Below are 12,094 nucleotides of genomic sequence, written 5' to 3' on the forward strand. Positions count from 1 at the left end.
TCAGGCTCTCTCCTTGGGCTTGTTGGTTGGCCAGTTGTGGGTCTCCTCTGTCGCATCCCGGCACCAGCGATAGAAGGCGTCGTAGAGGAGCATGCCGGCGTCGAGCTGCTCGAGGTCATCCGCGTAGATCCGCGAGAGCCCGAGCGAGGCGGCGAGCAGGCCGGCCGCCTCCGGTGCGAGATCGGGTCGGGCAGTGTCGGCTCCGCGCACCAAGGTCGCAAGGTGCAGGAGCGGCGGCGTCGCGAGGCCGAGTTCCTCGACCATGACGTCGAAGGTGCAGAGTTCGCCCCGGTGGCTCCAGAAGGCGCCCGGGTCGTCAATGTCGAAGGCGGCGCCGCCGAACCGCTCGGCCACGGCGGTCACCTCGGGCGGCGGCACGAACAGGAAGACCGCCTCCGGGTCGACGAAGCGGCGGATCAGCCAGGGGCAGGCGATGCGGTCGACCTTCGGCCGAGCCCGCGTCACCCAGACGGTGCGGCCGCGCGCGTCGCGGGGCGGGAGCTTCGCCTCGGGCACCAGCGGCAGACCGGCCTCAGCCCAGGCGCCGAAGCCACCATCCAGGGTCTCGGCAGCGGCACCAGCTTGACGCAGGTACGCTGCGGCTCCGTGGCTCAAGTCGCGCCCATGCCGGCAGACGACGACCGCGCTGCGGCCCACCAGATCGGCGGACCAGTGCTCGATGTCGGCGACAGAGCGCCGGAGGCTGCTGGGGATCAGGCGCGGGTCGTCCCGGGAGGCGTCGTCTGGCCAGACATCGACCACGACGGGGCAGCCGGCGGTGCCGACCAAGCGAGCGAGCTTCTCGACGGAGATGGAGTTCGGCGTAGGCATGGCGCGTCCTTGCATCAAGTGCAGGTTGGACGCGATTCTTCAGCCGTAGCCTCGTCGGGGGATCGCTCCCCGATGCCTTATTGATCGCCGTCGACCCGCGGTTGTCAAGCGCTGCAGCCGGGTGCGTGAGATCTCCCCGCTCAGGAACGCCACCGGTCGTTCCAAGTGCAGATAGAGCCAAGTCGCAGCTTACCGCTCAACGTGGCGGACCTGGATCTTGCGCCCGTCGGCGGCGCGGGCCGAGACGACCACTTTGTCACCAGAGGTCAGCGGCTTCGCGAGAGGGCCAGCGAGCTTCGCCCCACCGGCTGGCGCGAGGTCTACCGTCTCGGTTTTGCCACCAGACAGGATGGTGGCTTTGCCCGTCGCGCCCTTGGCCGAGACCGGCTTGCCGTCCTCGTCGCTGAGGTGGAGCGCGATCTCGGTCGGGGTATCCACGAACTCGGCGTGCCCCCCGGCGACGTCGACGAGCTCGCCGCCGTTCGGGCCTTTGTGCGAGTGGCGCTGGGCCTGGGCCGCGGCCGGCAGCGCCAGGACGAGAGCGAGCGCGAGGATGCTGGGCTTCATGGTGTCTCCTTCGGTGGTCAGTAGAGCTCGGCGGGCTTGAGCCCGCCTACCTGTCCCGCCCGGAGCCGCTCAAGGGCGCGCCGACCGAAGGCGAGGAACAGGATCGGGGTCAGGACGGCGTCGAGCAGCGTGGCGCTGACGAGGCCGCCCAGGATGGTCACCGCGACGGGGTGCAGGATCTCGCGGCCCGGCTCGCCGACGCCGAGCACCAACGGCAGCAGGGCGAGCCCGGCCGAGAGCGCGGTCATCAGCACCGGCGCGAGCCGCTCCAGCGACCCGCGCACGACGAGCGCGGGCCCGAACGCCTCACCCTCGTGCAGGGCGAGGTTCAGGTAGTGGCTGATCTTGAGGATGCCGTTGCGCGCGGTGATGCCGGCGAGCGTCACGAATCCGACCATCGAGGCGACCGAGAGCGGCTGCCCGGCGAGCCACAGGGCCGCGACGCTGCCGACAAGGGCGAGCGGGATGCTGGCCATGATGATGCCGGCCAGCGCCAGCGAGCGGTAGCGCCCGTAGAGGACGGTGAGGATCAGCGCGAGCGCGACCAGCGAGAGCAGGCCGATGCGGGCCGAGGCCTCCTCCTGCGCCTGGAACGAACCCTCCAGCCCGGCCCGATAGCCCGGCGGCCAGCGGGTCTCGTCGGTGGCGCGGCGCACGTCGGCGACCACCGCGGCGAGGTCGCGCCGCTTGTCGGTGTTGCCGAAGACCGCGATCCGGCGCTGGGCGTTCTCGCGCATGATCTGGTTCGGGCCATCGGTCTCCGAGACCTCGGCGACCCGCCGCAGCGGGATGCGCCCGGCGGGGGTGGCGATCAAGAGGTCGGCGAGGCCCGTGGTCGAGCGGTCCTCGTCCCCGAGGCGGATGACCACGTCGAAGCGGCGGTTGCCCTCGACGATCTGCGAGACCGTGCGCCCGTTGCTCAGGGTATCGAGCGCCTCGGTCACGGCCGCCGGCGTCAGGCCGTAGAGGGCCGCCCGCTCGTGGTCGACGTCGACCCGCAGTTGCGGAATGCGCACCTGCTTCTCGACCTGGAGGTCCGCCATGCCCGGGATCTTCGCGAGGCGGTCGCGCACACCCTCGGCGAGGCTTCGCAGGGTGTCGAGGTCGTCGCCGTAGATCTTGACCGCGACTTCGGCCCGGATGCCCGACAGCATGTGGTCGAGCCGGTGCGAGATCGGCTGGCCGACGTTGAGCACCGCCGGCAGCACGCCGAGGCGTTCGCGGATGTCGGCGAGAATGACCTCCTTGGGTCGGCCGGGCTTGAGGTCGACGTCGATCTCGGACGAGTGGACGCCCTCGGCGTGCTCGTCCATCTCGGCACGGCCGGTGCGGCGCCCGACCGAGGCCACCTCCGGCACCTCGCGGATGAGGCGCTCGGCGACGAGGCCGAGCCGGTGACTCTCGGCAAGCGAGATGCCGGGATTGTAGGCGAGCCCGAGCGCGAGGCTGCCCTCGTTGAAGGGCGGCAGGAACGCGCGCGGGAGCGTGGTGGCCGCGATGCCCGCGGCAACGACCGCCGCGCCGGTGGTCCCGACGACCAGCCAGCGGTTCCGGAATGCCCATTCCAGAAGGGCGGCGTTCCCGCGCTTGAGGAGCCGGACCAGCCAGGTGTCGCCGCGATGCCGGGCGCCGTTACCGGCGAGCAGGTACGAGGCCAGTACGGGCGTGAGGGTGACGGAGACGACGAGGCTCGCCAGGATCGAGGCGATGTAGGCGACCCCGAGCGGGGCGAAGAGCCGCCCCTCGATGCCGGACAGCGCGAACAGGGGGACGAAGACGAGGACGACGATGAGCGTCGCGTAGACGATGCCCGAGCGCACCTCCTGGCTCGCGGCGGCGACGACCTCCAGCACCGGCCGCGGCTCGGGCTGCTCCCGGTTCTCGCGCAGGCGCCGGATGATGTTCTCGACGTCGACCACCGCGTCGTCGACGAGCTCGCCGATCGCGATGGCCAACCCGCCGAGCGTCATGGTGTTGATGGTCAGGCCGAGCGCCTGGAAGACGAGAACGGTGACCAGCACCGAGACGGGGATCGCAGTCAGCGAGATCAGGGTCGCCCGGACGTTCATCAGGAACAGGACCAGGACGACCGCAACCACAGCGGCCGCCTCCAGCAGCACCCGCTTCACGTTGCCGATTGAGGTCTCGATGAAGGTCGCCTGCCGGAACTGGATGTTGTCCACCTTCACGCCGGCCGGCAGGGTCTTCTGGATTGAGGCGAGGGTCGCCTCGATGCGCCGCGTCAGCTCGACGGTGTCGGCCCCGGGCTGCTTCTGGATCGAGACGATGACGGCCGAGCGCCCGTTGTAGCCGGCGTCGCCGCGCTTGTGCGCCGGGGCGAAGGCAACATCGGCGACCTGTCGCAGGAGCACCGGCTGCCCTTGACGGTAGGTGACGACCGTGCCGCGCAGGTCGTCGAGGCGCTTGGTCAGGCCGACGTTGCGAATGAGGTACTCGCGTCCGTGCTGGTCGACGAAGCCGCCGCCGGTGTTGGTGCCGAAGCGCGAGACGGCGGCCTCAACCTGCTCGGACCTGACGTCGAGGGCTTGCATTGCGCCCGGGTTCGGGCTGACCCGGTACTGGCGGACCTCGCCGCCGATGGGGATGACCTGGGCGACGCCGGACAGGCTGAGGAGCTGCGGTCGGATCACGAAGTCGGCGAGTTCGCGCACCTCCATCGGCGGCATGGTCTCGGCGGTGACCGCCACCAGCAGGATCTCGCCCATGATCGAGGTGACGGGCCCCATGTGCGGGACCACGCCGCGCGGCAGGCTCTCGCGCACAATCGCGAGCTTCTCCGCCACCAGCTGCCGGCTGCGGTAGACGTCGGTCGACCAGTCGAACTCGACGTAGACGATGGACAGGCCGACGCCGGAGACGGAGCGGACGCGGGTCACGCCCGGCATGCCGTTCATCGCGGCCTCGATGGGATAGGTGACCGTCTGCTCGACCTCCTGGGGAGCAAGTCCCTCGGCCTCGGTCATCAGGGTGACCATGGGCCGGTTGAGGTCGGGCAGCACGTCGACCGGCAGCCGCGGCAGCACGAAGCTGCCGTAGGCGACGAGGACGAGAGCGGCGGCGAGGACGAAGAGCCGGTTGCGCAGGCTGGCGCGGACGAGGATCCCGAACATGGTTGCCCTCACCGGATCTGGCTGATGAGGTCGGCGCCGCGTACCACGATGCGCTCGCCCTCCCTCAAGCCGGTACGGACGACGACGCGGCTCGCGTCGACCGGCTCGATCCGGACCTGACGCGGCTCGAACCGCTCGGGCGCGGCGTGGCGCCAGACCATCGCCTCGCCGCCGGCCCCGCGGACGATCGCGTTGCGGGGAAGGACGATGCCTCCAGCGCTGGCTCCCGTCGCGGCCAGCACCGTCACCGGCTGGCCGACCTTGAGGCTGGCGGGCGGATCGACCACCGCGAACTGGAGCACGGTCGCCTGTTGCTGCAGGGCGCGGCTGACGCCCTTCCCCTGGAGCGTCAGGGTGGTGCCGTCGGCGGTGAGCGCCGTCGCTTTGCCTCTCACCGGGGCCTCGTCGAACGAGAGTGCCTCGATCCAGAGGCAGCCGGGGTCGACCACTTGGAACAGGACGTCCTGCGGCTGCACGACTTGGCCCGCGACGACGCGGGTCGTGGCGATGACGCCGTCGGCGGGCGCCGTCAGGATCTCGGGCGTGGTGCGGATGTCGCTTACGGTGGCGCGGCGCCGGCGCAGGCCTTCGAGCTCGATCTCCACATCCGAGACGGAGATCGCGGTGCCCGAGCCCGTGGCAACGAGTTTCTTGGCGCGTGCGAGCTTGGCCTCGGCCAAGCCGATCTGCTGCTCGATCTCGCCGAGCTTCTCCACGACGATCGCTTGGTCGGCCTGGATGATGGGCCGCTCGATGCGGGCGAGCACCTCGCCCTTGCGCACGGCCTGCCCGAGACTCGGCATACCGGCGTCGGGGGCGATGACACGGCCGCCGCCGATGCTCTGGACGAGGCCGCCCCGGTTTGGATCCGGGATGACCTTGCCGATGAGGCGGATCGCGCCCTCGACCTCGGTCGGCCTCGCGGTCGTGGTGCGCACCTCTAGAATGCGTTGCGAGGGCTTGGGCACGAAGACCGCCCCATCTGGCAGGCGCTGCGGGTTGTTCGAGCCCGGCATCGCGGTGGGCGTGTCGTGGTCGTGGTCCTCGCCGCCATGGGCGAAGGCGGTGCCCGTCAGGGCGACCACGAGGACGGCACCGGCGACGAAGGCGGCCGGCCGCATCCGGCGGCTGCGCAGGGCGAGCCCGAGCATCAGGCCGACCGCGAAGACGGCGAGCGCCCAGGCCTGGCCCGGCTCATACTGGCCGAGCCGTTCCTTCAGTTGCGTCAGCAGCGGCATGCCGGCATGCGCATGTGTATGCCCGATGTGGGTTGGCGGACGAGTTGGCTCGGCCACCACGAGCGACCCGATTAGCAGGTCGTCGCCGTCCGGGCTGGCGACCTGGATGACGAGGTCGTTCGCGCCGGGCTCACCCAGGTGCGGCGAGGAGACGGCGTAGGTCCCGTCGGCGTTCGGCGCGGCCGACACGGCCTCGCCTTCGACGGTCACGGACACGGTCGCGCCGGCCACCGGCTCGTTGTCCTCGGACCGGTCGATGTAGAGGGTCAGCCGGTCGCCCTTGAGGGTGCCGACGACCTGGTAGAGGTCGGACTGCATGGCGATGCGGGGCGTACCCTGCGCGGCCGCGGCGGCCCGTGCCGGCTCATGGGTGTGGTCGCCGCCGCCGGCGAGCGCTGGCACGGCGAGGCAGGTGGCCATGATCAGCATGGCCAGCCCGGCGGCACGGCCTCGCGGCCGCCCGTGGGGCTCAGTCTTGGAGAAGGTCACGGTCGAAGTCCTGTCGAACGGGCACGGCCTGTGCGGCGCCCGTCAGGACGCCGCGCTCACGCGTTCGGCAGGGACCTGGGAGGTCGTCTCGGGCCGTTCGGATCCACCCCGAACGGATGCATCGCTTCCCGCGAGACGAGAGTCGCGCCTGGCGACCGTGGCGCGGAAGCGGCCGGCTCGGCCGACGGCAGCGCGACCGGATGGGCCAGGCCGCAGCAATCCGCCTTCTTGTGCTCGTGGTCCTGCGGGTCGTCGAGCGGCGGGAAGTCCGGCCAGCCGCTGGCGTCGTCCGGGGCGATCTTTGCGACGACGTGCGAGTGCACGGTGCCGTCCCCGTGCATGTGGCTGTGCGCGGGCCCGGCGTATTCCAGGTGCTCGAACCGACCGAGGGCGCTCGCCGGCACCGCCGCGACGTTGACCGCGAGCGCCGCCACCGCCAGCAGCATCACGCTGGTCGCGATTCGGCGCAGCAGGGTCAGCAGCACTCTCACAAAGCGGTCTCCAGAGGCGACACGTAGCATTCGCGCGGCGTCGCGACCAAGGGCCATGGGACAATGGGTGCCACCGGTCGCCTGACCAGGGCATGAACCGTTCGCCTGGAGGGTAGGGCAGGCGCTCATCCCGGCCGACGCGACGGCCAGTGGTGGTGAAGGTCGTCGATGACGTAGGCGTGGGCATGGCGGTGGCCGCCGGCCGTCGCCAGGTGCGGGTGGGTCGGGTCGAGTTCGGGGTGGGCGTGCTCGACAGTCTCCGGGTCGTCGGATGGCCAGAGCAGAAGGGCCGCCGCGGCCGCGGCGAGCGTGAGGACGCCGAGCACGGCCAGCGTGGAGGGCATCCCGATCGTCGCCCCGAGCCAGCCGGCCAGCGGGTAGGTCATGAGCCAGGCGGCATGCGAGAGCGCGAACTGCGCGGCGAACAGCGCCGGCCGGTCGTGAGGCGAGGCCGAGCGTCGGAGCAGGCGGCCCGTCGGGGTCTGGGCCGCGGAGTAGCCGATGCCGAGCACGAGCCACGTCTCCAGGAGGGCGACCCAGCCGATGCTGTGGCTCCAGGACACCTCCGCGAACCCGAGCAGCACGACGCCGAGCAGGACGGCCGAGGGGATCATCACGGTGCGGTCTGACAGGCGGTCGAGGAGTCGCGGCAGCAGGAGGGCCGCGACCATCGAGCCGCCGCCGAACAGGCCCAGTGCCACAGCGACATCGTCCTGCGGGCGCTTGAGGAGGGCTTGGACGATCACGACGGTGTTGACGATGACCATGGCGCCGGCCGCCGCAACCGCGAGGTTGAGGGCTAGGAGCCCGCGCAGGCGCGGTGTGGCAAGGTAGATGCGCAAGCCTCGTGTGGTGCGCTCGTAGATCCCGGCTTGGCGGGCCGGCGCGCTCGACGTGGGAAGCGTCGTGGTCACCACCAGCGCCGCCGAGCAGAGGAAGCCGACGACGGTCCCGGCGAACAGCCAGTGAAAGTCGATGACCGTCAGGAGCAGGGCGGCCAGGACGGGGCTGAGGAGGTTCTCCAAGTCATAGGCGAGGCGCGAGAGCGACAGGGCCCGGGTGTAGTCCTGCTCGTCCGGCAGGATGTCCGGGATGGTGGCTTGGAAGGTCGGTGTGAAGGCCGCTGAGGCCGATTGCAGGATCGCAATCAGGACGTAAACCTCCCAGACTTGGTCGATGAAGGGCAGCGCTAGTGCAACGCCGGCCCGAACGAGGTCGTTGACGACGAGGAAGACGCGCCGGGGCAGAGAGGCAGTGAAGGCCTGGGCCACCGGTGCAACCAGCACGTAGGCGACCATCTTGATCGCTAAGGCCGTCCCGAGCACCGCGCCCGCCTCCATCCCGGCTAGACGGTAGGCTAGGAGTCCGAGCGCCACAGTGAGGAGGCCGGTTCCGACGAGGGCGATGACCTGCGCAGCGAACAGGTGCCGGTAGGTGCGGTCGGCGAGGACGCTTAGCATGCCCAGCTCATTCCACAGGAAGGAATAGATCTAGCGTCTGTGGCCGCCCAGGGGGCTACTTCGTGATCTGGGCAGCCTAAGTTCACAGGTGAAAGGTCCGATGGCTATCAGCACGGCGGCGCTCTGGCGCCCGCTTTGGCCGGCCACTTGCCCTGAGGCTGCCCTGCCGACTTCAGCAGAGAACTGTCGATGTTAGCGCGGCGGTGCCACATGGCTCCTCACCCCCGGCTCACAACCCCCCGAAGATATTTATAGTAGTAACGCAAGCGACACTGGCCATTCGGCCCACTGGCGGCACTGACAGTGCCCGAAAGTGCCGCCAGCGTTACTGGCGTTGATACCGCTAGCGGTACTGGCTTCTAAATCTCACTTGGCTGCGCGAGACCGCCCGGTGGCTGGCGCTTCCTTGTGATTTGCCCGGTCAGATCGCCCTTGAGTTCCCGCCGATCGGACCCGAGCCGATGCGGCTTCGGCCGACTCGAGATCGGCGAAGCGTGCCCACTTCGACTGGGGTGTGTCCCCATGAATGGTCGGCAACCAAGCGACGCGGAAGGTTGTGGCGTGCCCAGCATATTCGCCCCAGGCACGCGTCCCCTTCTGAGCAACGGCTATGAAACCGAGTTCAGCAGCTTCGTCGATGGCTTTCCTGACCGAGTTGCGCCGAATGCCATACTCCACGAAGTCATTGTAAGTGACTGGGAGTGCGCCATTCTTAGCGCCGCCGTGGTTCATGTGCTCTACCAGCACACGCTCGACCACGAGCTTCGCGTTCCGTGACATGGCACGCCATGCGGGGCTCTTAAGCATAGGCAGTGTAATCCAGGCAAAGGGGACGCCTTTCGGGGGCCTGTTCAACTTGCGGAAGCGCGGGTCTTTGTAAGTTCCGGTTGACCGGCCCGTTAGATCGACACCGCGGCGGGTTCGCGAGTTCTCGGTCATGCGGCTCCTCCCGACGCAGAGAGAAGCTTGTAGACACAGGCCCGGATGTGCCCCTCGATGGATGCGATCTCGCGCGCCATCACTTCCGGCGCAATTCCTCGCCGGGCCATCGTGTCTTGCTGAATCGCGAGCTGACGCAGGAGATGTGCCTCTGCTCTCAGCAACGACGCAGCCTGCGCCATGAGGTTCGCGTGGCGCAGAATGAAGCCGCGGTCGCGTGAACGGGGGAACGGCAGCACGGTGGCGCTCATCGGATCTCCTCCGAGGTAGCTCCACTTTCACGCCCGTTGCCATTGAACTGTGCGGCGGGCAAAGACGCCTGAAAGCGTGCGATTTCGGCCTCAGAGATGAACGTGCGGCCCCCAAGCTTACGAGCGATGATCCTGCGCTGGTTCAGCAGCTTGTAGATCGTGGTCTCCCCGATCCCCAGCATGGCGCGAGCTTCTTTGATGCTCACGAAGCGATCGCTGCGGTTGATCATATTGGCCTCTCTTCGATCCTGCTTGTCTCGGTGTCGAGTACGATCTCGCGCAGCATGGGCGGTCCCGGCAGTCTGCGCGTATCGCCTCTGATCACCGCGGGCCGTCGAGGAGGCTCAGAGCCCTTCGCCTGACGTCGCAGAACTTTGTCGAGAACCGGCGCGAGATCTCACCGGAGGCATCTCGGCCGACGAATCACTTTGGTTGCCCAATGCGCGAGGTCTTGCCGAGCGGAGGCCTCATAACCACGGGTGGGTTGTTACCCGTGGACGCCCCGTCGAGCGCGAGCGCAATCGCTGAATGGGCGCGGCGCCTGATCGGCTGCCATGTGTCTGATCCGGGATGCGGCGATACGCGTGCCGCCGTCTGACCGAGCCGAGAGTCGACCGGTAAGCCCTTACGCTCGGTCCAATGCACCATTGGCCTCGCGACGACGACGAGCGGTCTAGTGCCCTCGCGTATCAGCGTGGTTGGCAGGCCGCTCGTCGCCGCCTTCGAGCGCTGCAATCACGTCCGCCCGTGCCAAGCAGCGAAGTCGCGACGCGAGCGGCACGCCTCTGCTTGCAGGGCCTGTGCCTTGGTGGAATGCGACCGCTCAGTGTCTACAGGGCGCGCTCACCAGCCGATCGGCTGTGTCATCAGCCTTGCCCGTGCCGCGATCTCAGCACGCATCTCTGAGGTGGCTTTCGGTCGCAACGACGCTTGTTACAGAGCCGGGTTGCTCCTGCTGGGCGAGCAAGGGTTTGGTGCGCCAGGCTGTGTGCATGATCAAGCTCGGTCACAGCGGTACCCGAGACAATCTGCGCCCCTAATGCGCCCCCAAGCGAGACACCGACGCGCGGGCAAGCACTAACGCCAGGCTAACTTCCTGAAATAGCTTGGGAAATCTGGTGCTGCGAGAGAGGATTGAACTCTCGACCTCCTCATTACCAATGAGGTGCTCTACCACTGAGCTACCGCAGCATGCGGTGCGGCGGGCTGCGCTGGCGCGTCTCCGTCCGACCGGGAGGGGCATTAGCGGATCGCGCGCGGCTTGGCAATCGGTGGATGGGGGCCGGCGGCGACTTCCTGAGCGCTGCCCACGACGCGGTCAGGCGACGTGCGGATCGTCCCGCTTGAGCGCGGCGCGGATGATCGCGGCGAGTCCCGGCTCGGCCACGAGGTCGGCAGCTTCCGAGGGCGCGAACCAGCGCTGCTCGCGCTCGCTCTGCTCGGGCCAGCGCTTAAGCTGCTTGCGAACCTCCAGCGGGAAGACCTTCACCTGGCAGAGCACGGAGTCACGGCTCTTCAGGCGTTTCTCGTAGAGGAAGAATCCGAGGGGGCGTTTCCCGATATGGCCGATGACGCCGGCCTCCTCGTACGCCTCGCGCGCCGCAGCCTCGTATGGCTTGCGGCCCTTCATGGGCCAGCCTTTCGGGATCACCCAGCGCCGGCTCTCGCGGGATGTGACGAGAAGCACGGCGAAGCCACCGTCCGGGTTCTTGCGGAAAGGCAGCGCACCGACCTGCCGCTGCGTCGCCCGCTCGCTATCGACCGGAACCGACGTCACGGCGCCGATGCTCGACGGCGCGGCCCGGCGTCCCCGTCACGTGGCGACGCGTCGACCCGAGTGCGAAGCGCGGACGGTGATGTGCAAATGATCAGATCTCCCTCAGGGGCTGAGATGGCATCACCATCGCGGGCTGCGGATCGACCGAGCGTCCGCGGCGAAGTCAGCGGGGCGATCGCGCGGCAAGCGGTGCGATCTTCCCGCCATATGCGCGAACGTCCGCCGTCCTCAAGGAGAAAGTTAACCGGCAAAGCGAATTCTTCAGCGCCCCTTGGCGCGGCAACGCCCCGCGGTCTGGCCCGGTCGCGGAGGAAGGGGAAATCAACGGCTCAGCCGTGGGCCGCCAAGTTCTCGATGAGGTGATTGAGGTCGGCGCGCATGGCTTGGATCTCGGGCTCGGTGAGATTCAGCTGGCACATCACGGATTGGCGCACGTGCACCGCCTCCGACCGGAGGGAGCGGCCCCGCGGCGTCAGCCCGATCTCGACCTCGCGCTCATCGCTCTGGCGCCGGTTGCGCACGAGCAGACCCGCGCTCTCCAGCCGCTTGAGGACGGGGGTGAGGGTTCCGGAATCGAGGCGCAGGCGGCGTCCGATCTCGGAGACCGTGACGCCCTCCGTCTCCCAGAGGACGAGCAGGACGAGGTATTGCGGATAGGTAAGGCCAAGGCGCTCCAGGAGCGGCCGGTAGGACTTGGTCATGCGGTGCGCGGCCGCGTAGAGGGCGTAGCAGAGCTGGTTGTCGAGCAGGAGCGGGTCCCAGGGCGTGCCCGCGGTTTCCTTCGGAACGTTCACGTTTCACACCATGCCATCCGCCCAAACCGACACGGTCGGGTCGCGCGATCGGGCGCACCGGCCGGGCCGCCCTGCATAGCATGATACCCGGACCGTGACGGCTAGGGATCTGCAGAATTCTTCCAC

At 68.8% G+C, this 12,094-nt stretch carries 11 protein-coding genes and 1 tRNA gene; all 12 read right to left on the bottom strand.

Annotated features, from left to right (window positions below; translation table 11 throughout):
• Entirely contained in the window at positions 1 to 831 is an 831-nt protein-coding gene (locus tag DK389_RS02785) for a chromate resistance protein ChrB domain-containing protein (RefSeq protein WP_109887342.1), read from the bottom strand.
• A gap of 189 nt (positions 832 to 1,020) precedes the next feature.
• Positions 1,021 to 1,398, bottom strand: coding sequence for a hypothetical protein (locus DK389_RS02790; protein WP_109887343.1), 378 nt, complete (start codon positions 1,396 to 1,398; stop codon positions 1,021 to 1,023).
• A 17-nt stretch (positions 1,399 to 1,415) separates the two neighbouring features.
• Positions 1,416 to 4,529 carry an efflux RND transporter permease subunit gene (locus DK389_RS02795; RefSeq protein ID WP_109887344.1) on the bottom strand — a complete coding sequence of 1,038 codons (3,114 nt, stop codon included), beginning with the start codon at positions 4,527 to 4,529 and terminating at the stop codon, positions 1,416 to 1,418.
• Positions 4,530 to 4,537: 8 nt separating this feature from the next.
• Positions 4,538 to 6,256, bottom strand: a complete 1,719-nt coding sequence (locus tag DK389_RS02800) for an efflux RND transporter periplasmic adaptor subunit (protein ID WP_109887345.1) — start codon at positions 6,254 to 6,256, stop codon at positions 4,538 to 4,540.
• Positions 6,257 to 6,312: 56 nt separating this feature from the next.
• Positions 6,313 to 6,747, bottom strand: coding sequence for a DNA polymerase III subunit gamma/tau (locus tag DK389_RS02805; RefSeq protein ID WP_109887346.1), 435 nt, complete (start codon positions 6,745 to 6,747; stop codon positions 6,313 to 6,315).
• A gap of 125 nt (positions 6,748 to 6,872) precedes the next feature.
• On the bottom strand, positions 6,873 to 8,207 hold the full coding sequence (locus DK389_RS02810) for an MFS transporter (RefSeq protein WP_109887347.1): 1,335 nt from the start codon (positions 8,205 to 8,207) through the stop codon (positions 6,873 to 6,875).
• Positions 8,208 to 8,573: 366 nt separating this feature from the next.
• Positions 8,574 to 9,146, bottom strand: coding sequence for a hypothetical protein (locus DK389_RS31930; protein WP_162560455.1), 573 nt, complete (start codon positions 9,144 to 9,146; stop codon positions 8,574 to 8,576).
• Positions 9,143 to 9,397 carry a DUF6074 family protein gene (locus DK389_RS02820; RefSeq protein WP_109887349.1) on the bottom strand — a complete coding sequence of 85 codons (255 nt, stop codon included), beginning with the start codon at positions 9,395 to 9,397 and terminating at the stop codon, positions 9,143 to 9,145. Before DK389_RS02820 ends, DK389_RS31930 begins: the two co-directional genes overlap by 4 nt.
• On the bottom strand, positions 9,394 to 9,627 hold the full coding sequence (locus DK389_RS02825; protein WP_109887350.1) for a helix-turn-helix domain-containing protein: 234 nt from the start codon (positions 9,625 to 9,627) through the stop codon (positions 9,394 to 9,396). Before DK389_RS02825 ends, DK389_RS02820 begins: the two co-directional genes overlap by 4 nt.
• A gap of 886 nt (positions 9,628 to 10,513) precedes the next feature.
• Positions 10,514 to 10,588, bottom strand: a tRNA-Thr gene (locus DK389_RS02830).
• A gap of 127 nt (positions 10,589 to 10,715) precedes the next feature.
• The gene (locus tag DK389_RS02835) at positions 10,716 to 11,174 is read right to left on the bottom strand and encodes an NUDIX hydrolase (protein WP_109887351.1); all 459 of its coding nucleotides are present in this window, start codon (positions 11,172 to 11,174) and stop codon (positions 10,716 to 10,718) included.
• A 329-nt stretch (positions 11,175 to 11,503) separates the two neighbouring features.
• A complete protein-coding gene (locus DK389_RS02840) occupies positions 11,504 to 11,968 on the bottom strand; it encodes a MarR family winged helix-turn-helix transcriptional regulator (RefSeq protein WP_109887352.1) in 465 nt (154 codons plus the stop codon).
• Positions 11,969 to 12,094: the final 126 nt, after the last annotated feature.

The organism is Methylobacterium durans, assembly GCF_003173715.1.
In the GTDB taxonomy this organism is placed as follows: domain Bacteria; phylum Pseudomonadota; class Alphaproteobacteria; order Rhizobiales; family Beijerinckiaceae; genus Methylobacterium; species Methylobacterium durans.

Excerpts from the sequence above, each read along its gene's own strand:
- DK389_RS02785 (WP_109887342.1), bottom strand. The coding sequence starts at position 831 with ATGCCTACGCCGAACTCCATCTCCGTCGAGAAGCTCGCTCGCTTGGTC.
- DK389_RS02790 (WP_109887343.1), bottom strand. The coding sequence starts at position 1,398 with ATGAAGCCCAGCATCCTCGCGCTCGCTCTCGTCCTGGCGCTGCCGGCC.
- DK389_RS02795 (WP_109887344.1), bottom strand. The coding sequence starts at position 4,529 with ATGTTCGGGATCCTCGTCCGCGCCAGCCTGCGCAACCGGCTCTTCGTC.
- DK389_RS02810 (WP_109887347.1), bottom strand. The coding sequence starts at position 8,207 with ATGCTAAGCGTCCTCGCCGACCGCACCTACCGGCACCTGTTCGCTGCG.
- DK389_RS31930 (WP_162560455.1), bottom strand. The coding sequence starts at position 9,146 with ATGACCGAGAACTCGCGAACCCGCCGCGGTGTCGATCTAACGGGCCGG.
- DK389_RS02820 (WP_109887349.1), bottom strand. The coding sequence starts at position 9,397 with ATGAGCGCCACCGTGCTGCCGTTCCCCCGTTCACGCGACCGCGGCTTC.
- DK389_RS02825 (WP_109887350.1), bottom strand. The coding sequence starts at position 9,627 with ATGATCAACCGCAGCGATCGCTTCGTGAGCATCAAAGAAGCTCGCGCC.